The 19,577-nt window shown below is 71.5% G+C and carries 19 protein-coding genes; 7 read left to right on the top strand and 12 right to left on the bottom strand.

The window, feature by feature from the left end; all coding sequences use genetic code 11:
* Positions 1-85: 85 nt before the first annotated feature.
* A complete protein-coding gene (locus JS521_RS01390) occupies positions 86-2,008 on the bottom strand; it encodes an AMP-dependent synthetase/ligase (RefSeq protein ID WP_205080860.1) in 1,923 nt (640 codons plus the stop codon).
* 95 nt (positions 2,009-2,103) lie between these two features.
* Entirely contained in the window at positions 2,104-3,399 is a 1,296-nt protein-coding gene (locus JS521_RS01385; RefSeq protein ID WP_205080859.1) for an acetyl-CoA C-acetyltransferase, read from the bottom strand.
* Positions 3,400-3,499: 100 nt separating this feature from the next.
* Here JS521_RS01385 and JS521_RS01380 point away from each other — a divergent pair, with 100 nt between their 5' ends.
* Positions 3,500-4,822, top strand: coding sequence for a 3-oxoacyl-ACP reductase (locus JS521_RS01380; RefSeq protein WP_205080858.1), 1,323 nt, complete (start codon positions 3,500-3,502; stop codon positions 4,820-4,822).
* Between the two features lie 5 nt (positions 4,823-4,827).
* Entirely contained in the window at positions 4,828-5,679 is an 852-nt protein-coding gene (locus JS521_RS01375; RefSeq protein WP_205080857.1) for a MaoC family dehydratase, read from the top strand.
* Positions 5,680-5,687: 8 nt separating this feature from the next.
* Here JS521_RS01375 and JS521_RS01370 read toward each other — a convergent pair whose 3' ends face one another.
* Positions 5,688-6,365: a DUF2238 domain-containing protein gene (locus JS521_RS01370; protein WP_205080856.1), complete on the bottom strand. Its 678-nt coding sequence runs from the start codon at positions 6,363-6,365 to the stop codon at positions 5,688-5,690.
* A 128-nt stretch (positions 6,366-6,493) separates the two neighbouring features.
* Positions 6,494-7,138: a TetR/AcrR family transcriptional regulator gene (locus JS521_RS01365; RefSeq protein ID WP_205080855.1), complete on the bottom strand. Its 645-nt coding sequence runs from the start codon at positions 7,136-7,138 to the stop codon at positions 6,494-6,496.
* 200 nt (positions 7,139-7,338) lie between these two features.
* On the opposite strand from JS521_RS01365, the gene JS521_RS01360 reads away from it, so the two are divergent.
* Positions 7,339-8,655 carry an alpha/beta hydrolase family protein gene (locus JS521_RS01360; protein WP_205080854.1) on the top strand — a complete coding sequence of 439 codons (1,317 nt, stop codon included), beginning with the start codon at positions 7,339-7,341 and terminating at the stop codon, positions 8,653-8,655.
* A 79-nt stretch (positions 8,656-8,734) separates the two neighbouring features.
* Here the strand turns inward: JS521_RS01360 and JS521_RS01355 are convergent, their stop codons facing one another.
* The 5 genes from JS521_RS01355 to JS521_RS01335 all read right to left on the bottom strand — a co-directional run bounded on the left by JS521_RS01355 (position 8,735) and on the right by JS521_RS01335 (position 13,299).
* Complete coding sequence (locus JS521_RS01355) at positions 8,735-10,123, bottom strand: dicarboxylate/amino acid:cation symporter (protein WP_205080853.1); 1,389 nt, start codon at positions 10,121-10,123, stop codon at positions 8,735-8,737.
* Between the two features lie 435 nt (positions 10,124-10,558).
* A complete protein-coding gene (locus JS521_RS01350) occupies positions 10,559-10,852 on the bottom strand; it encodes a DUF4229 domain-containing protein (RefSeq protein WP_307847729.1) in 294 nt (97 codons plus the stop codon).
* 77 nt (positions 10,853-10,929) lie between these two features.
* Positions 10,930-11,478 carry a GNAT family N-acetyltransferase gene (locus JS521_RS01345; protein WP_205080852.1) on the bottom strand — a complete coding sequence of 183 codons (549 nt, stop codon included), beginning with the start codon at positions 11,476-11,478 and terminating at the stop codon, positions 10,930-10,932.
* A gap of 107 nt (positions 11,479-11,585) precedes the next feature.
* Positions 11,586-12,749, bottom strand: coding sequence for an aminofutalosine synthase MqnE (mqnE, locus tag JS521_RS01340; protein ID WP_047180753.1), 1,164 nt, complete (start codon positions 12,747-12,749; stop codon positions 11,586-11,588).
* Between the two features lie 94 nt (positions 12,750-12,843).
* Positions 12,844-13,299, bottom strand: a complete 456-nt coding sequence (locus JS521_RS01335; RefSeq protein ID WP_205080851.1) for an Lrp/AsnC family transcriptional regulator — start codon at positions 13,297-13,299, stop codon at positions 12,844-12,846.
* A gap of 121 nt (positions 13,300-13,420) precedes the next feature.
* On the opposite strand from JS521_RS01335, the gene JS521_RS01330 reads away from it, so the two are divergent.
* Positions 13,421-13,567 carry a hypothetical protein gene (locus JS521_RS01330; RefSeq protein WP_007460445.1) on the top strand — a complete coding sequence of 49 codons (147 nt, stop codon included), beginning with the start codon at positions 13,421-13,423 and terminating at the stop codon, positions 13,565-13,567.
* A 7-nt stretch (positions 13,568-13,574) separates the two neighbouring features.
* On the opposite strand, the gene JS521_RS01325 is transcribed toward JS521_RS01330, so the two are convergent.
* Positions 13,575-14,258, bottom strand: a complete 684-nt coding sequence (locus tag JS521_RS01325; RefSeq protein WP_205080850.1) for a UbiX family flavin prenyltransferase — start codon at positions 14,256-14,258, stop codon at positions 13,575-13,577.
* 121 nt (positions 14,259-14,379) lie between these two features.
* Here JS521_RS01325 and JS521_RS01320 point away from each other — a divergent pair, with 121 nt between their 5' ends.
* Positions 14,380-15,012 (top strand): rhomboid family intramembrane serine protease, encoded by a 633-nt coding sequence (locus tag JS521_RS01320; RefSeq protein WP_205080849.1) that lies wholly within the window; start codon positions 14,380-14,382, stop codon positions 15,010-15,012.
* A 46-nt stretch (positions 15,013-15,058) separates the two neighbouring features.
* Here the strand turns inward: JS521_RS01320 and mqnP are convergent, their stop codons facing one another.
* Both mqnP and JS521_RS01310 read right to left on the bottom strand, forming a co-directional pair.
* Positions 15,059-15,979 carry a menaquinone biosynthesis prenyltransferase MqnP gene (mqnP, locus tag JS521_RS01315; protein ID WP_205080848.1) on the bottom strand — a complete coding sequence of 307 codons (921 nt, stop codon included), beginning with the start codon at positions 15,977-15,979 and terminating at the stop codon, positions 15,059-15,061.
* On the bottom strand, positions 15,976-17,433 hold the full coding sequence (locus JS521_RS01310; RefSeq protein ID WP_205080847.1) for a menaquinone biosynthesis decarboxylase: 1,458 nt from the start codon (positions 17,431-17,433) through the stop codon (positions 15,976-15,978). Before JS521_RS01310 ends, mqnP begins: the two co-directional genes overlap by 4 nt.
* Positions 17,434-17,587: 154 nt before the next feature.
* On the opposite strand from JS521_RS01310, the gene JS521_RS01305 reads away from it, so the two are divergent.
* A complete protein-coding gene (locus tag JS521_RS01305) occupies positions 17,588-17,941 on the top strand; it encodes a PLD nuclease N-terminal domain-containing protein (protein ID WP_205080901.1) in 354 nt (117 codons plus the stop codon).
* A 179-nt stretch (positions 17,942-18,120) separates the two neighbouring features.
* Complete coding sequence (locus tag JS521_RS01300) at positions 18,121-19,434, top strand: aldehyde dehydrogenase family protein (RefSeq protein ID WP_205080846.1); 1,314 nt, start codon at positions 18,121-18,123, stop codon at positions 19,432-19,434.
* The last annotated feature ends 143 nt before the right edge of the window (positions 19,435-19,577 follow it).

Genomic DNA, 19,577 nt, shown 5'->3' with positions numbered 1-19,577 from the left:
GGCCCGTCCAGCAGGTGTTACGGGTCAGGACCGGCTGGCACCGCTCGCCGCCTGATCCACCGACTCGACCGGTCCCGCCTGCGCGTCACTTTCCGTACAACCCCTCGATCTCCCCCGCGAAGTCCCGCGCGATCGCCTCCCGTTTCAGCTTCAGCGACGGCGTCAAGTGGCCGTTCTCCTCCGTGAAGTCCACCGGCAGCACCGTGAACTTGCGGATCGACTCCGCGCGCGAGACCAGGCGGTTCGCCTCGTCCACCGCCTTCTGGAGCGACGTGCGCAGGTCCTCGTCGTGGACCAGGTCGCGCATCGGGATGTCCTGCTTCTTCGTCATCTGGCGCCAGTGCTGGAGGCCGTCCGGTTCCAGGGTGATCAGGGCCGTGACGTACGAGCGGTTGTCGCCGACCACCATGCACTGGCTGACCAGGGGGTGGGCGCGCAGCCAGTCCTCCAGCGGGGCCGGGGTGACGTTCTTGCCGCCCGACGTGATGATGATGTCCTTCTTGCGGCCCGTGATCGTCAGGTAGCCGTCCTCGTCCAGCGCCCCCAGGTCGCCCGTCGGGAACCAGTCGTCCGCCAGCAGTGCCGGGGTCACCTCCGCCCGCTCCTCGTCCCAGTAGCCCCGGAACACCTGGCCGCCCCGCAGCAGCACCTCGCCGTCCTCCGCGATGCGCACCGAGGTCCCCGGCAGTGGCCAACCCACCGTTCCCAGACGGGGTTTGAGCGGCGGGGTCACCGTGTGGGCGGCCGTGGTCTCGGTGAGTCCGTAGCCCTCGAAGATGCCGATGCCCGCGCCCTCGTAGAACGCGGCGAGCCGGCGGCCCAGCGGGGAGCCGCCGCAGATCACGTACCGGACCTTGCCGCCCAGCGCCGCCCGGATGCGGCGGTACACCAGCGGGTCGTACAGGGCGCGGGCCGCGCGCAGACCGAAGCCCGGACCCGGGCCCGTACCGTGTTCGGCGGCCTCCACCGCCTTGCCGTAGCGCTGGGCGATCTTCGCCGCGCGGTCGAACGACGAGGCGCGGCCCATCTTCTCCGCCGTCGCCCGGCCCGTGTTGTAGACCTTCTCCAGGACGTACGGGATGGCCAGGAGGAAGGTCGGGCGGAAGCCGGCCAGGTCCGCCAGCAGGTCCTCGGTCTGGATCGACGGCGCGTGGCCCAGGCGGACCCTCGCCCGCATGCAGCCGATCGCCACCATCCGGCCGAACACGTGGGAGAGCGGGAGGAAGAGAAGCGTCGAAGCCGGTTCCTTCGACACCGACTTGAAGACCGGGTGCAGCAGCTCGATCGCGTTGTCGACCTCGGCGAAGAAGTTGCCGTGGGTCAGGACACAGCCCTTCGGGCGGCCCGTCGTGCCCGAGGTGTAGATGAGGGTCGCCGGGCTGTGCGGCTCCAGCGTGGCCCGGCGGGCCGCCACCGCCGCGTCCGGGATGTCCTTGCCGAGGGACTTCAGGTGGCCGATCGCCCCCGTGTCGAACTGCCACAGGTGCGCCAGGTCGCCGAGCTGCTTGCGCTCCTGGCTGATCAGGCGGCCCTGCTCCTTCGACTCCACCGCGCACGCCACCGCGCCCGAGTTCTGGAGGATCCAGCGAGCCTGGAACGCGGACGAGGTCGGGTAGATCGGGACCGTCACCAGGCCCGCCGCCCAGGCCGCGAAGTCCAGCAGCGTCCACTCGTACGTCGTCCGGGCCATGATCGCGACCCGGTCCCCCGCCCCCAGCCCCTCCGCCATCAGGCCCTTCGCCACCGCCAGCACCTCGGCGGCGAAGTCGGCCGCGCTCACGTCCTGCCAGACACCTTCGGCGTCCTTACGGCTGAGGACCAACTCCCCCGGGGCCTCCCGGGCGTTGTCGAACGGGATCTCGGCCAGCGAGCCGCGCTCCACGGTCGGCGCGAACTTCGGTACGGAGACCTCCTGGACCCGGCCGTCCGGTCCGCGCTTCTTCGTCGGCTCGATCAGGACGGGCCCAGGGGGCGTGGTGGACGCGGGGGCGGAAGATGGCGTTGACACGTGCGGCTCCTCGGTTCGGGGGGTCGGGCGGGTCGGTTCGCCGGGTCGTCCGTCCGGCAGGGAAAGAGCAGGGAAGGGCGGAAGAGGCAGTCAGGTCAGGGGCGTTCCAGGATCGCCGTCACCCCCTGCCCGCCCGCCGCGCAGATCGAGATCAGCCCCCGGCCCGGGCCCTCCCGTTCCGCCAGCAGCTTCGCCAGCGTCGCCACGATCCGGGCGCCCGTCGCCGCGAAGGGGTGGCCCGTGGCCAGGGAGGACCCGGCCACGTTCAGGCGGGTTCGGTCCACTGGGGCCAGGCCCTGCTTCTCCCAGGCGGCGAGGGTGGCCAGCACCTGGGAGGCGAACGCCTCGTGGATCTCGTACAGGTCGAAGTCCTCGATGCCGAGCCCGGCCCGCTCCAGCAGGCGCGGCACCGCGTACGCCGGGGCCATCAGGAGGCCGTCGTCGCCGTCCACGTAGTCGACCGCGCCCGTCTCGTACAGGGAGAGATACGCCAACGGCTCCAGGTCCCGCTCCCGCGCCCACTCCTCGCTCGCCAGCAGGACCGTCGCCGCCCCGTCCGTCAGCGGCGTCGAGTTGCCCGCTGTCATGGTCGGGTCGGAGTCGGAGACGCCGAACACCGGCTTCAGCCGCGCCAGTTTCTCGGCTGTCGAGTCCGGGCGCAGGTTCTGGTCGCGGTCCAGGCCCCGGTACGGGACCACCAGGTCGTCCAGGAAGCCCCGTTCGTACGCGGCGGCCAGGCGCTGGTGGCTCGTCGCGGCCAGCTGGTCCTGGTCCTCGCGGGTGACCGCCCAGCGGCGGGCGGTGACGGCGGCGTGGTCGCCCATCGACAGGCCGGTGCGGGGTTCGGCGTTGCGCGGGATGTCCGGGACGAGGTGGCGGGGGCGTACGGCCGCCAGGGCCTTGAGGCGGGCGCCCGTCGTCTTCGCGCGGCGGGCGGCGAGCAGGATGCGGCGCAGGTCGTCGTTGACGCCGAGCGGGGCGTCGCTGGTGGTGTCGGAGCCGCCCGCGATCGCCGAGTCGACGGCCCCGAGCGCGATCTGGTTCGCGGCGGCGATGACCGCCTGGAGGCCGGTGCCGCACGCCTGCTGGATGTCGTACGCGGGGGTACGAGGGTCGAGGGAGGAGCCGAGGACGGTCTCCCTCGCCAGGTTGAAGTCGCGGCTGTGCTTGAGGACGGCCCCGGCGACGAAGGAACCGACCCGGTCGCCGGCCAGCCCGTACCGCTCCACCAGGCCGTTCAGCGCGGCCGTCAGCAGGTCCTGGTTGGAGGCGGTCGCGTACGGGCCGTCGGAGCGGGCGAACGGGGTGCGGCTGCCGCCGATGACCGCCACGCGGCGCGGCCGGGGCGGGGAGAGCGGCACGAACGGGTCCTGGTTCGTCACGCCGACCATCTCGTCTCGGTCGGTCCGGGATTGTGCATCTCGACCAGCTCCTGACTCTTCAGTAACCTTACTCAAGAGTAAATCTACGACCGAGCAGGGAGTCAGGACAATGGCCGATCGCTATCTGCACCTCACCGGCACAGCACCCGGCCGCTTCCTCACCCGCCGGCTCGGCCTGCCGCAGCCCGCCCCGCTGCGCCGGTGGACCCTGGAGACCCCGCGCCTGGACGGACCGCTGCTGCATCTGACCGCCGGGGAGTCGGCGATCACGGGCGGGCTGGCCAAGGTGCTGGCCGCGACCGGGCTCACGGTCGAGCAGCAGTCCACCCGGCCCGCCGGAATCGTCCTGGACGCCACCGGGGTCACCTCCGCCCGGGGTCTCGCCGAGGTGCACGCGGCCCTGCATCCTGTCGTACGGTCGCAGGCTCCCGGTGGCCGGATCGTCGTCATCGGCAGGCCCCCGTCCTCCGAGGACCACCATCAGGCCGCTGCGCAGCAGGCGTTGGAGGGTTTCGTCCGGTCGCTGGGCAAGGAGATCGGGCGCGGCTCCACCGTCCAGCTCGTGCGGATCCCGGACGGGGCCGCGCCGGAGGCCGCCGAGTCCACCCTCCGCTTCCTCCTCTCCCCCCGGTCCGCCTACGTCAGCGGCCAGGTGATCGAGCTGACCACCGCCGCCCCGGACCCCGTGGCCGACCAGGCCGCCCCGCTCGCCGGCCGCACCGCCCTGGTCACCGGCGCGGCGCGGGGCATCGGCGCGTCCGTCGCCTCGGTGCTGGCCCGCGACGGGGCGCACGTCATCGTGCTGGACGTCCCCCAGGCCCAGGACGACCTGGTGCGCACCGCCGACCGGCTCGGGGCCACCGCGCTGCCGCTGGACATCACCGCACCCGACGCCGCCGCCCGCATCACCGCCGCCGCACCGGACGGGCTCGACGTCCTCGTCCACAACGCGGGCATCACCCGCGACCGCCGCCTCGCCAACATGCCGGCCGAACGCTGGGCCCAGGTCATCGACGTCAACCTCGACAGCGTGCTCCGCACCACCGACGAACTCCTCACCTCGGGCACCCTCAACCGGGGCGGCCGGGTCGTCGCCACCGCCTCCATCGCGGGCATCGCGGGCAACAACGGCCAGACCAACTACGCGGCCAGCAAGGCCGGTGTCATCGGCCTCGTCCGCTCGCTCGGCCCGCGCGCCGCCGCCGAACACGACGTCACGGTCAACGCGGTGGCCCCCGGGTTCATCGAGACGAAGATGACCGCCGCCGTGCCGCTCTTCATCCGCGAGGCTGGCCGCCGCATGAACTCCCTTTCCCAGGGCGGGCTTCCGGTCGATGTGGCCGAGGCCGTCGCCTGGTTCGCGCAGCCCGGCTCCGCCGCCGTCAACGGCCAGGTGCTGCGCGTCTGCGGCCAGAGCCTGCTGGGGGCGTGAGACCGATGACCTCACTCAGCGCCTCGCTCGTGCGCGGGGCCCTCTCCTCACCGTTCAAGCGCGCCGGGCGGGTGGCCGCCGCCCTGCCCCAGGAGCGCCTCAGCCGCCCGGGCTCGCCCGTCGCGCCCGGGCCCCTCGCGGCGTACGCCCGGATCTGCGGGTTCCCGGAGTCCGGCCCGCTGCCGCTCACGTACCCGCACGTCCTGGCCTTCCCGCTCACCATGCGGCTGATGACCGGGCGCGCCTTCCCGCTGCCGGTGCTCGGGCTCGTCCACACCTGGATCGAGATCACCCCGCACCGGAGCGCACTCCCGGGCGAGCCCCTCGAACTGTGCGTGTACGCGCAGGAATTGACCCCGCACCGACGCGGTGCCGAGGTCACGATGGCGACCGAGGCGCGGGTGGGCGGCGAGTTGGTCTGGGAGTCCCGCAGCGGCTATCTGTCCCGGCATCGGCAGGAAGCCACGGCAACCGGTCAGACGGCTTCACCGCCTCCCGCGCCGGCCGCCGCCCCGGTCACCCCCGAGGACCTGCCCGCACGCGCCGAGTGGACGCTGCCCGGCGATCTGGGCCGGCGATACGGGGCGGTCTCCGGGGACCGCAACCCGATCCACCTCCACCCGCTGTCCGCCCGGCTGTTCGGCTTCCCCCGGGCCATCGCGCACGGCATGTGGACGGTCGCCCGCTGCCTGGCCGAGGTCCCGGACCAGGCCGAAGTCTGCTCCGTACGAGCCGAGTTCAAGGCACCTGTCCTGCTGCCCGCCACCGTGACGTACGCCGCCGACCCCACCGGGGGCTCCTTCGCGCTCCGCGGGGCGAAGGGGCGCGTTCACCTGGTGGGGTCGGTGACGAGGTAGGCCGGGATTCAGCGGCGGGCGGACCGCTCCAGGCCGAGGCGGCCGAGGGCACGGTCGTGGACGCGGCTCAGGAGCAGCAGGGCGCAGGTGGCGCCGATCAAGGCGCAGAACATGTCCCACTGGGTGTCCCACACGTCCCCCTGCGTCCCCAGGAACGCGTCCGCGGCCTCGCCGCCGGTGACGGCCGCCAGCCATTCCAGCATCTCGAAGACGGCACTGAAGGCCAGGCAGGCGCAGACGGTGAGGACGGGGAGCGAGCGGCTGCCGCGCAGCGGGGAGGTACGGACGAGCAGTTCGCGTACCAGAATCGCCGGGACGAAGCCCTGCATGAGGTGGCCGAAGCGGTCGTAGGGGTTGCGCTCCCAGCCGAGCCAGTCGCGCACCCAGTCTCCGGCGGGCACCTCGGCGTACGTGTAGTGACCGCCCACGATGAGGACCAGGGCGTGCGCCGCCAGCAGCCCGCAGAGCAGGCCGCTCAGCGGGAAGCGGTTGCGGAGGAGGATCACCAGCGGCAGGCCCGCCATCACCCACACCGTCTCCAGCAGCCAGGTGGTCGGGTCGGCGGCGCCGAACCTCGACACGACGAGCGCCGCGGTCACCGCGACGGCCAGGACGGCCGGCAGCCGGCGGCTCGACGACAGCCTCATGTCCAGCGACGGGGCGGGGTTCGGGGTCGTGGCGGCCATCGCCTGCTCCTAGGAGGTCGGTTCGGGCCCCCAGTCTCAGCCGCACCGACAGGCGCCTTCTTGAGTACGCCTACTCAACCGGCCGCTGATGAAGTTGAGTTGCTACCCACCCTTGACGGGGTTGCCCTCTACGCCGCCGGAGGCGTCCACGGCCGGGCGTGCATCAGGTTCTCCAGGCCCGCCCAGGCGAAGTTCATCAGGGTCGCCGCGGCCTCCTTCGCCGAGACGCCCGGGGTGTCGTTGGCCCAGCCGGCCAGCGACTCCGCCGCCCCCACCAACGCCTGCGCGAGGCCCGCCACGTCCCGGTCCGCCAGTGCGGGGTCGCTGTGGGCCTCGCGGGCGGCGGCTCCGATCAGGCCCGTCACGAACGCGACGATCTCGTCCCGCATCGAGCCGACCTCGCTGACGAACGGCTCACCGTGCGAACGCGCCTGGCGGTGCAGGACCGACCAGCCGTCCGGGTTCTCGGCGGTGTGGGTGAAGAACGCCCGCAGCCCCGCCCAGAGTTGGCCGTCGGCGGGCAGCCCCGGCTCCGCCCCGGCCCGGACCGCCTCCAGCAGGGCCTGCGCCTCGCGGCGGATGCAGGCGGAGAACAGCTCTTCCTTGGAGTTCAGGTACAGGTAGACCAGCGGCTTCGAGACGCCCGCCAGCTCCGCGATCTCGTCCATCGAGGCGGCCCGGTAGCCGCGCTGCCCGAACGTCCGCACCGCCGCGTCCATCATCTGCTGCTCGCGCACGGCGCGCGGCATCCGCTTGCTCTTCACTGCACCCACGTCCGGCTTCCTCCCCGCCCCCACTGCCCTGCTCCCCGCCCAGAGTACGGCGGTGGGCGGTCCGGCGTCGCAGGGAGCGATCACCGGCCGGAGGCATGGCCTGTTGCGAGCGGCACAGCGGCGGGGTCCTCCCGTGGTCCGACACCGGCTCCACCCGGCGTCCGATGTGCTCGCCCGGCCGCCCGCCTAGCTTTGCGGGCATGACGATCTTCTCCCGCAACCGACCGGCCGGGGCCGCCGGGACCGCCTCGACCGCCGCCGCGCTCGCCCTGACCGCACTGGCCGCCCTGGCCGGCACGGCCGCGCCCGCCTCCGCGTCCGGTCCCGCACCGACGCCGGCCGCCGCCGCCTTAGGCGCGGCCCCCGGCGACCTCACCGCGCCCTCCGCGTCCGCCGCGCCCTCCGCGTCCTCCGCGTCCTCCGCGTCGTCCGCGTCCTCCGCCGAGCTGGCGCTCCCCCGCCCCACCGGCCCGTACGCCACCGGCCGCGACACCCTGTTCCTCACCGACCACGGGCGGACCGACCCCTGGGTGCCGGCCGCCGGGGCGCGCCAGTTGCTGGTGTCGCTGCACTACCCGGCCCGGCCGGGCAGCGGCGGTGCGACGGCCCCGTACATGCCTCAGGAGGAGGCGCGGCTGATGCTCGCGCAGCGCGGGCTCGACGACCCGGAGTGGCCCGGTCTGGTCGCCGCCACCCGGACCCACTCCCGTAACGACGCCCGGCCTGCCCCGGGGCGCTTCCCGCTGGTCCTGCTCTCCCCGGGCTTCGGCACGCCCCGGGCCACGCTGACCGGGCTCGCGGAGGAGCTGGCGAGCCGGGGTTACGTCGTGGCGACCGCGGACCATCCGTACGAGTCGACCGGTACGGAGCTGCCCGACGGGCGGGTCCTCACCTGTGCCGCCTGCGACGAGGTGGACGCGCAGCCCGACGACGCGGCGCGGCGCGAGGTCCTGGCCGCCGTCTCGACCGGGCGGGCCGCCGACTTCTCGTTCCTGCTGGACCGGCTGACCGGGCCGCGCCCGGCGTGGCGGCACGCCGGGTCGATCGACGCGCACCGCGTGGGCATGGCGGGGCACTCCATCGGGGGCGCTGCGGCCGCCTCCACGATGGCCGTCGACCGCCGGGTGGACGCGGGCGTCAACCTGGACGGCACGTTCTTCGACCCGGTCCCCGCCCGGGGGCTGGACCGGCGGCCGTTCCTGATGCTGGGGACCGACCCCGGGCACGCCCCCGGTGCGGGTGACACGTCCTGGGACGAGGGCTGGGACCGGCTGGACGGCTTCAAGCGGTGGCTGACCGTTCGGGATTCCGGGCACTTCACGTTCACCGACACCCCGGCGATCGGGGAGCAGCTCGGCATCGTGGACCCGGACGCGCCGCTCTCCGCAGCCCGTTCGACGACGATCACTCGCGCCTATGTGACCGCGTTCTTCGACCGCAGCCTGCGCGGCCGGCCGGCCCGGCTGCTGGAGGGCCCGACGCCCGCCCACCCCGAGGTGCTCTTCCAGCGCCCCTGACGCGGAGCACGACAGCGCCCCCGGGCCGTCCACGTACGGATACGTGGTGGACCGGGGGCGCTGTCGTGTCTGGCGGGCGTTACGCGGTGACCGGTACCGCGGTCTTGGGCTCCGCGTCGCGGACCTCGTCCCGGTCGGCGTCGTCGCCGAAGGACTCGATCGGGGAGGCCGAGGCCGAGTTGTACGCGTCGTGGTCGAGGATCTTCTCGCGGGCCGAGACGATCACCGGGACCAGCGCCTGGCCGGCCACGTTGGTGGCGGTGCGCATCATGTCGAGGATCGGGTCGATCGCCATCAGCAGGCCGACGCCCTCCAGCGGGAGGCCCAGCGTGGACAGGGTGAGGGTCAGCATGACCGTCGCGCCGGTGAGACCGGCGGTGGCCGCCGAGCCGATCACCGAGACGAAGGCGATCAGGAGGTAGTCGCCGATGCCCAGCTGCACGTCGAAGATCTGCGCGATGAAGATCGCCGCCAGCGCCGGGTAGATCGCGGCGCAGCCGTCCATCTTGGTGGTCGCGCCGAACGGGACGGCGAAGGAGGCGTACTCCTTCGGAACGCCGAGGCGCTCGGTGACCCGCTGGGTGACCGGCATGGTGCCGACCGAGGAGCGGGAGACGAAGGCAAGCTGGATCGCGGGCCAGGCGCCCTTGAAGAACTGGAGCGGGCTGACCTTGGCGACGGTGGCCAGGAGCAGCGGGTAGACGCCGAACATCACCAGGGCGCAGCCGATGTAGACGTCGGCGGTGAACGTCGCGTACTTGCCGATGAGGTCCCAGCCGTAGTCGGCGATGGCGTAGCCGATGAGGCCGACGGTGCCGATCGGGGCGAGGCGGATGACCCACCACAGAGCCTTCTGGAGCAGCTCCAGGATCGACTGGCTGAGGGTGAGGATCGGCTTCGCCTTCTCGCCGAGCTTGAGCGCGGCGATACCGGCGACGGCGGCCATGAACACGATCTGGAGCACGTTCAGCTCGGTGAACGGCGTGATCACGTTGTCCGGGACGATGCCGGTCAGGAAGTCGATCCAGCTGCCCTTGGTCTCGGAGAGCTCGCCGTCCTTCGGCGTGAGGCCGGTGCCGGAGCCGGGGTTGGTGATCAGGCCGATCGCGAGGCCGATGGCGACCGCGATCAGCGAGGTGATCATGAACCAGAGCAGGGTGCGGGTCGCCAGCCGGGCGGCGTTGTTGACCTGGCGCAGGTTGGTGATCGACACGAGGATCGCGAAGAAGACCAGCGGGGCGACGGCCAGCTTCAGCAGCTGGACGAAGAGCGAGCCGATCTCGTCGAGGGTGGTGACGAGCCAGCCGAGGTCCTGGCTGCGGGCCAGCCAGCCGAGCAGCACACCGAGGGCGAGACCGACGACGATCTGGGCCCAGAAGGGGAACCTGGCTATACGGGGACGGGAACCGGAGCCGGAGCCTGTGGGCTGCTCGGCCTCGGGGGTGGCGGACGCGGAGTTCGCGGACACGGACACACTCCATGGAGGACGCATCGGGACGCACGGAGGCATCCGTACGATCGCGCGGTGGAACGGGGACGGGGTCGCGGCGCCCGCGTCAGGGGCGGCGCCGCTGCATGATGCCGTATCAGACCTCGCGGCAACAGACCGCGGACATACAGCGGCAGAGATCGACATGCAGGCGCGCCACGAGCGGGATGCTCGCGGCATGACGGAGGCGCACAGCTGTCTTCATGTCGAACACGTTAACACTTGAACTTTGAGAAGCTCAAAGTCTTTCTTTGGCTCGGGGGTGATGCGCCCGGCTCGGGTGCGGCGCGCCCCGCCGCGCACGTGTCCGGAAAACGCCGAGGACCCCGTACGGGAGCGGTTGGCTCCGGTACGGGGTCCGGCGGAAGGAGGGGTCGCGCGGCGCGCGCGTGTGAGGAACCTTTGTGAGGAACCTTACTGAACCGCGTCCTCGCGGGTGCGGTTGGCGTCCAGGCGGGCCTTGGTGCGGTCGACGCCGGCGACGATCTGCTCGGACATCTCGTCGCGCTGCTTGCGCAGCAGCACATAGCTGAGCGGGGCGGAGAGCACGAGGCCGAGGAGGATCACCCAGATCATGTTCGAGCCGCCGAGTCCGGAGGGGACCAGCCCGAAGTGGACGGCGACGCCGGCGACGAAGAAACAGCCGACGAAGATCAGCAGGCGCAACGCCGTGTAACGGATCATCGCGCTCGGCTTGGCAGCGGACACGGCTGGCCCTCTCTCTTCCCATGGACGGTCGGCATGCTTCTGCCCGTCCAGTGAAGCATGGCCCGAATTCTCTCGGTTCAGGGGGTTGCCGGGCCCGGGGCGCCCCCCAGCGGGAGCAGCATGATGATGTCGTCGCGGTCGTCGCCGGGCGCGACCCGGATGGCGTCCGGCACGCGGCCGACCTCCTTGTAGCCGCAGGCGGCGTAGAAGCGGTCGTTGCCGGTGCCGCCCCGGCAGGTGAGCCGGATCGCCTCGATGCCCTCGATGGAGCGCGCGGCGTCGGCGGCGGCCGCCATGAGGTCGCGGCCGCACCCCTGGCCCTGGAGGCGGGGGTGGACCATCACGGTGTAGAGCATGAGCCAGTGCTGGAGCAGCCGGTGGTCGTTGAGGGTGAGGAAGGCGGTGGCGGCGACGGCGCCGTCCTCGTCCCGGCCGACCAACAGCCTGACCTTGCCCTTCTCGATGGCGGCGAGGTGCTTGAGCAGATCGGGCCGGATCTCCTCGGGGGTGACCGGCGCGACGAAGCCGACGGCCCCGCCCGCGTTGGTGACATCGGCCCACAGCGAGGTGATGCCGTCGCGGAGGGCAGGGGTGAACGAGGGATCCAGCTCAAAAGTAAGGGCCATATTGGAAGACTAACCATTACCCACGAGAAGGCTCAACCCTGTCCGGAACATGAGAAAGCCCCGGCCGGGGACGGCGGCCGGGGCTTTCTCATGTCACGCGATGCGTCTCAGACCCGCATCGGCTGCGGCGACTCGCGCCGGTCCGCCTCCGGGCCCGGGTACTCGCGCAGGATCTCGTACCGGGTGTTCCGCTCGACCGGCCGGAAACCGGCGTCGCGGATCAGGTCCAGCAGGTCCTCACGGCCGAGCTTGTTCGGCGTGCCGAAGTCGTCCGCGTCGTGCGTGATCTTGTACTCGACGACCGAGCCGTCCATGTCGTCCGCGCCGTGCTGCAGCGCGAGCTGGGCGGTCTGCACGCCGTGCATCACCCAGAACACCTTGACGTGCGGCACGTTGTCGAAGAGGAGACGGGAGACCGCGAAGGTCTTCAGGGCCTCCGCGCCGGTCGCCATCGTCGTGCGCGCCTGGAGCTTGTTGCGGACCTTGCCGTCCTTCATGTCCACGAAGTCGTGCTGGTAGCGCAGCGGGATGAAGACCTGGAAACCGCCGGTCTCGTCCTGCATCTCCCGCAGCCGCAGCACGTGGTCGACGCGGTGACGGTGCTCCTCGATGTGCCCGTACAGCATCGTCGCGGGGGTCTTGAGCCCCTTCTCGTGCGCGAGACGGTGGATGCGCGACCAGTCCTCCCAGTGGGTGCGGTGGTCGACGATGTGCTGGCGGACCTCCCAGTCGAAGATCTCCGCGCCGCCGCCGGTCAGCGATTCGAGACCGGCCTCGATCAGCTCGTCGAGGATCTCGGAGGCGCTCAGCCCGGAGATCGTCTCGAAGTGGTGGATCTCCGTCGCCGTGAACGCCTTCAGCGCGACGTTCGGCAGGGCTTCCTTCAGCGCGCTGAGCGAGCGCGGGTAGTAGCGCCACGGGAGCGTCGGGTGGAGGCCGTTGACGATGTGCAGCTCGGTGAGGTTCTCGCCCTCCATCGCCTTGGCGAGGCGGACGGCCTCCTCGATGCGCATCGTGTACGCGTCCTTCTCGCCCGGCTTCCGCTGGAACGAGCAGTACGCGCACGAGGCGGTGCACACGTTGGTCATGTTCAGGTGCCGGTTGACGTTGAAGTGCACCACGTCGCCGTTCTTGCGCGTGCGCACCTCGTGCGCGAGCCCGCCCAGCCACGCCAGGTCGTCGGACGCGTAGAGCGCGATCCCGTCCTCGCGGGTCAGCCGCTCGCCGGCCCGGACCTTCTCCTCCAGCTCGCGCTTGAGTCCCGCGTCCACTAGGCCGCCTCCCATATCTCCGTGTATCAGACTCCGGCCAACCGTACTCCCCCACCCTTCGGGCGGGAGGTGCCCCCTCCACGGCGCTCCGCGCCTACGACTCCTCGGGAAGTTCCCCGACCCGGTTCTCCCACTTGGTGGAGAGCACGATCGTCGTACGCGTCCGGGAGACGCCCTTCGTCCCGCTGAGGCGGCGGATCGTCTTCTCCAGGCCGTCCACGTCGCCGACCCGGACCTTGAGCATGTACGAGTCGTCGCCCGCGATGAACCAGGCGTCCTCGATCTCCGCGAGGTCCTTCAGCCGGTGCGCCACGTCCTCGTGGTCGGCGGCGTCCGAGAGCGAGATGCCGATCAGCGCGGTCACGCCGAGCCCCAGCGACGCGGAGTCGACGGTGGCGCGGTAGCCGGTGATGACACCGGCGGTTTCCAGCCGGTTGATGCGGTCGGTGACGCTGGGCCCGGAGAGCCCCACGAGCCGCCCCAGCTCGGCATACGAGGCCCTGCCGTTCTCCCTGAGGGCCTGGATGAGCTGCCTGTCCACCGCGTCCATATGACTGAAACCTTCCATTGTTCAGCAGTACCGCGAGTCTACGTGTAGAATCTAAGGCATGCAGGGCCGACTCCCTGCAAATCTTCTAGAACATCCAAGAAACGCTTTCGAATCTTCAGGAGTGAACTTCACCGTGTACACGATCGAGATGGCCTACGCCCGGATGCGCGAGCTGCAGGACCTGGCCAACCGCTCGCGTGCCCACCAGCCCGCCGCCGCGCACCGCGTCGACAAGACCCGCACCCCCCGCGCGCACAAGAAGCGCTGACCGGGACCTATCGGTCCTGAGGGGGCCGGGAGCCACCGAGCTCTCCTTCCCAGCGGCGGTACAAGCGGTGCGGCACGTCCGCCGCGTCCAGCACCCGCCCCGCGACGAAATCCACCAGGTCCTGGATGTGCGTCGCGCCCGCGTAGAACGCCGGAGAGGCGGGCAGCACGACCGCGCCCGCCTCGTCCAGGGCCACCATCTGCTTCAGCGTCTGGCCGCTCAGCGGGGTCTCGCGCACCGTGACGACGAGCGGGCGGCGCTCCTTGAGCGTCACGCTCGCGGCCCGCTGGAGCAGATCCTTCGACAGACCGAGCGCCACTCCGGCCACACAGGCCGTCGAGGCCGGCACGATCAGCATCCCCTTCGCCGGGTACGACCCGGAGGACGGCCCTGCGGCCAGATCACCGGCCGGCCAGTGGCGTACGCGCTCCAGCTCCGCGTCCCCCACCGCGAACGCGTCCGGCTTCCCGTCGGCACCGCGATCCAGCCAACAGCGCAGGTCCTCCCGCCAGTGCGCGTCCCGGAACGCGATGCCGGTCTCGTCCAGCAGCGTGAGGCGCGAGGCCCGGCTCACCACCAGGTCCACGCTCTCCCCGGCCGCCAGGAGCCCGCGCAGAACGGCGGCCGCGAACGGGGTACCCGAAGCGCCGGACACCCCGACAATCCAAGGCCGCCGCTGCTGCTGAGTCACTGAAGTCCTGGATTCCACACCTGCGAGCCTATCCGGCACGCCTTCGCGCCCGGCACCCGGAACCGGGCGGGCGCCGCAGACGTTCTCCGGGTGACGGGCAACCCGGGGGCAGGGGCAGACCATGGGCGACTACTGGACCACCGACCGCACCACGGACAACGGCACCACCGGCAGCGCGCGGGCCCTGACCGCAGGGCTCCTGATGGCGGGCTGGGTGGCCCTGCTGTGGGTCCTCGAAGGGATCGACGTGGCCACGGGCCACGCGCTCGACACGTACGGCATCAGCCCGCGCGAGATGGCGGAGCTGCGGGACGTGGTGCCCGCCGCGTTCCTGCACAGCGGCTGGGAGCATGTGGCCTCCAACAGCGTCCCGCTGCTGGTCCTCGGCTTCATAGCCGCCCTCGCGGGGCTCCGCCGGTTCGCCGCCGTCGTCCTGACGATCATCCTGGCCAGCGGGATCGGCGTCTGGCTGACCGCCCCGGAGAACACGATCACGCTCGGCGCGTCCGGCGTGGTCTTCGGGCTGCTGGGCTATCTGCTGGTCCGCGGCTTCGTGGACCGCCGCCCCTGGGACGTCCTCATAGGCATCGGCGTCGCCGTGGTCTACGGCTCGCTGCTGTGGGGCGTCCTGCCGACCAATACGGGCGTCAGCTGGCAGGGGCATCTGTTCGGGCTGATCGGCGGCGTGGCGGCGGCATTCCTCTTCCGCCGGCCGTCCGCGCGCCGGGGGCCGGACACCCTGGTCACGGTCTGAAGCGTCCTCGACATCCGAGGTCCGTCACCTCGACATCCGAGGTGCGTTACGGGGTCAGGCCCCGCACCAGCAGGTCCAGCAGCGCGCAGGCGAACAGCGCGATGCCGATGAAGCCGTTCACCGAGAAGAACGCCCGGTTCAGCCGGGACAGATCGTGCGGCCGCACGACGCGGTGCTCGTAGACGAACGCCACCGCGACGATCGCCATGCCGATCCAGTAGAAGACCTCGGCGTCCGTCGCCAGCCCGAACCACACCAGCAGCCCGGTCGTGATCGCGTGGCACACCCGCGCGCCCCACAGCGACGCCGGGATCCCGAAGCGCGCCGGGAAGGAGAGCACACCGTGGGCCCGGTCGGCCTGGACGTCCTGGCAGGCGAAGATCAGGTCGAAGCCGCCGATCCAGATGCCCACCGCGAGCCCGAGGATCACCGCGTCCCACGACCAGCTGCCGGTCACCGCGAGCCAGGCGCCGACCGGCCCGATGGCCTGCGCGAGGCCCAGGATGGCGTGCGGGAAGTTCGTGAACCGCTTGCCGTACGGGTAGACCACCATCGGCACCACGGCCAGCGGCGCGAGCACCAGGCAGAGCGGGTTGAGCAGGGCCGCCGCGCCGAGGAAGACCGCGAGCGCCACGATCGCGCCGGTCCACGCCGACTTCACCGACACCGCGCCCGTCACCAGCTCACGGCCCGCGGTGCGCGGGTTCCGGGCGTCGATCTCCCGGTCGATGATCCGGTTGGCGGCCATCGCGAACGTCCGCAGCCCCACCATCGCCAGCGTGACCAGCAGCAGGACACCCCAGTGGATGGTGCCGTCCAGCTGGAACATCGCGGTCAGCGCGGCGATATAGGCGAAGGGCAGCGCGAAGACCGAGTGCTCGATCATCACGAGCCGCAGGAACGCCTTCACCTTGCTGGTGGAGGGTGCGGGGCCCTGCACGGACGCCGCTTCTGCCGCACTGCTCACAGCCCGTATTCCTTCCAGCGGCGGTCGACCTTCGCCGCCGTCTCCGGGTCCGAGACGACCATCTCCGGCCAGCCACCGTCCCGGGTGTAGCCCTCGGTGGGCAGCTTCTTCGTGGCGTCGATGCCCGCCTTGCCGCCCCAGAACTGCTGGTAGGAAGCGTGGTCCAGGTGGTCGACCGGGCCCTCGGCGACCGTGAGGTCGCGGGCGTAGTCGGTGTTGCCGAGCGCCCGCCAGGCGACCTCGTGCAGATCGTGGACGTCGCAGTCGGAGTCGACGACCACGATCAGCTTGGTCAGCGACATCATGTGCGCGCCCCAGATCGCGCTCATCACCTTCTGGGCGTGCTTCGGGTACTTCTTGTCGATCGAGACGATCGCGCAGTTGTGGAAGCCGCCCGCCTCGGGGAGGTGGTAGTCCACGATGTCCGGCACGATGATCTTCAGCAGCGGCAGGAAGAACCGCTCCGTGGCCCGGCCCAGCGGCCCGTCCTCGGTCGGCGGCCGGCCCACCACGATGGACTGGAGCAGCGGCCGCTTCCGCATGGTGACGCAGTCGATGGTCAGTGCGGGGAACGGTTCCTGCGGGGTGTAGAAGCCGGTGTGGTCCCCGAACGGGCCCTCGGGCAGCATCTCGCCCGGCTCCAGCCAGCCCTCGATGACGACCTCCGCCTGCGCGGGGACCTGGAGCGGCACGGTCTTGCAGTCGACCATCTCGATCCGCTTGCCCTGGACGAACCCGGCGAAGAGGTACTCGTCGATGTCGCCGGGCAGCGGCGCGGTGGAGGCGTACGTGACGGCGGGCGGGCAGCCGAAGGCGATGGCGACGGGCAGCCGCTCACCGCGCCTCGCCGCGACCTGGTAGTGGTTGGCGCTGTCCTTGTGGATCTGCCAGTGCATGCCGATGGTGCGCTTGTCGTGGCGCTGGAGCCGGTAGAGGCCCAGGTTCCGGACACCGTTCTCGGGGTGCTTGGTGTGGGTGAGGCCCAGGTTGAAGAACGAGCCGCCGTCCTCGGGCCAGGTGAACAGCGCGGGCAGCTGGTCCAGGTCGACGTCGTCGCCGGTCAGCACCACTTCCTGGACGGGCGCGTCGCTCGACTTCACCTTCTTCGGCGGCACGTGCACCATCGAGCCGAGCTTCCCGAAGGCCTCCCGAACGCCGACGAAGCCCTGCGGCAGCTCCGGCTTGAGGAGCCCGCCGATCTTGTCGCTGATGTCGCTGTAGGACTTCAGGCCCAGGGCCTTGAGCAGCCGCCGGTCGGTGCCGAAGACGTTCATGGCCAGGGGCATCGAGGACCCCTTGACGTTCTCGAACAGCAGGGCCGGACCGCCCGCCTTGTTCACCCGGTCGACGATCTCGCCGACCTCCAGGTGGGGGTCGACCTCGACCTTGACGCGCTTGAGATCACCATCGCGCTCAAGAGCCCGGAGCAGGGAGCGAAGATCGTCGTAAGCCATGCGGTCCAGTTTGTCATCCCCGGCCCCGCGGCCCCGCCGGGGCTCCCCCGTCCAGGGCCCCGGATCCTTCATGACGAGCCGGTACCCTGGCCGCGATACGGGGCAATCATCCCGCCCGCCGCCACTTCCTGGGGGACGCACCATGAGAGCCCTGATGTTCATCGTGCCGCTGGCTCTGACGATCTACGCGTTCATCGACTGCCTGAACACCTCCGAAGAGGACACCAAGCACCTGCCGAAGATCGCCTGGGTCTTCATCATCCTGCTGTTCTGGATCGTCGGCCCGGTCGTCTGGCTCGTCGCCGGCAAGAACCGCCACAACAGGGCCGGGACGAGTGGACCCTCCTCGTGGCAGCGGAGCAGGCGGCAGCAGTGGGTGGCCCCGGACGACAACCCCGACTTCCTCAAGTCGCTCAAGAAGGACGACGAGAGCGCCGAGGCCGAGGAGGAGCCGGACCGCCAGGACGGCGGGAAGAACCCCGACGACAAGACCCCGCCCGCTTCCTGACCGGGTATTCCGCCCGACCGGGACCGGGTATTCCGTCCGCCGGGACCGCGTATTCCGTCCGGCCGGGGTGATCTTTCCGACCGGCGCGGTGGGCACGTGACGGGGGCTGCGTCGGCCATCCTCGAAGAGGTAACGCGGAAACAGGCACCGCACGCGTGACCCTCCCGAGGAGCCCCCACATGTCCGAGACCCCCGCCGACGTCGTCGCCCGCCTCCGGGCCGCCTTCCGTACCGGCCGCACCAAGGACCTCGCCTGGCGCACCGGCCAACTGGAGCGGCTGCGCGCCCTCCTCACCGAGCACGGCGACGACCTCGCCGACGCGCTCCGCGCCGACCTCGGCAAGGGCCGCAAGGAGGCGTACCGCACCGAGATCGACTTCACGGTGCGGGAGATCGACCACACGCTGGAGCACCTGGCCGACTGGCTGCGCCCCGAGCCCGCCCCCGTACCGCCGCATCTGGCTCCCACCGGCGCCCAGGCCCGTACGGTGCTGGATCCGCTCGGCGTCGTCCTGGTCATCGCGCCCTGGAACTACCCGGTGCAGCTGCTGCTCGCCCCGGTCGTCGGCGCGCTCGCGGCCGGTAACTGCGTGGTGGCCAAGCCCAGCGAGCTGGCGCCCGCGACCTCCGCCGCCGTGGCCCGGCTGCTCCCCCGCTATCTGGACCCCGAGGCGGTCGCGGTCGTCGAGGGGGCGGTCGAGGAGACGACGGCCCTGCTGGAGCAGCGCTTCGACCACATCTTCTACACCGGCAACGGCACGGTCGGCCGGATCGTGATGGCCGCCGCCGCCAAACATCTGACGCCCGTCACCCTGGAGCTGGGCGGCAAGTCCCCGGCCTTCGTCGACCGGGGCACGGACCTGGACGCGGTGGCCGCCCGGCTGGTCGCGGGGAAGTTCCTCAACGCCGGGCAGACCTGCGTGGCCCCCGACTACGTGCTGACCGACCCGGAGACCGCACCGGCCCTCGCAAAGGCGCTGGCGGGTGCGGTGGAGAAGCAGTTCGGCGCGGACCCGGCGGACCACCCGGAGTACGGGCGGATCGTGAACGAGCGTCACTTCGACCGGCTGACCGGGCTGCTGGACTCCGGCCGTACGGTGGTCGGCGGGGCCCACGACCGGGCGACGAAGTACATCGCGCCGACCGTGCTGGCCGACGTGGCCCCCGACGCGCCGGTGATGGGCGAGGAGATCTTCGGGCCGATCCTGCCGCTGGTCACGGTGGACGGGCTGGACGAGGCGATCGGCTTCGTCAACGACCGGGACAAGCCGCTGGCGCTGTACGCGTTCACCGGTTCCGACGCCGTACGGGAGAGGCTGCTGGCCGAGACGTCGTCGGGGGCGGTCGGCATCGGCCTGCCGCTGGCCCATCTCACCGTCTCGGACCTGCCGTTCGGCGGGGTCGGCGAGAGCGGCATGGGCAGCTACCACGGCCCGTACTCCGTGGAGACGTTCAGCCACCGCAAGGCGGTCCTGGACACTCCGCTGGGCTGACCCGGCACGTACGCAGGCGCCCCCCCCCCCGGGGGGGGCCCCCGGCCCGGGGGGGGGGGGGGCGGCGGCCGCCGCGGCCCCCCCCCCCGGGGGGGGGCCCGCCGGCGGCATGGTAGGCCCGGGAAGATGAAGACACAAAGCGC

Source organism: Streptomyces durocortorensis (genome assembly GCF_016901035.1).
GTDB classification, from domain to species: domain Bacteria; phylum Actinomycetota; class Actinomycetes; order Streptomycetales; family Streptomycetaceae; genus Streptomyces; species Streptomyces durocortorensis.
This window is presented reverse-complemented; position numbering and strand designations above follow the sequence as displayed.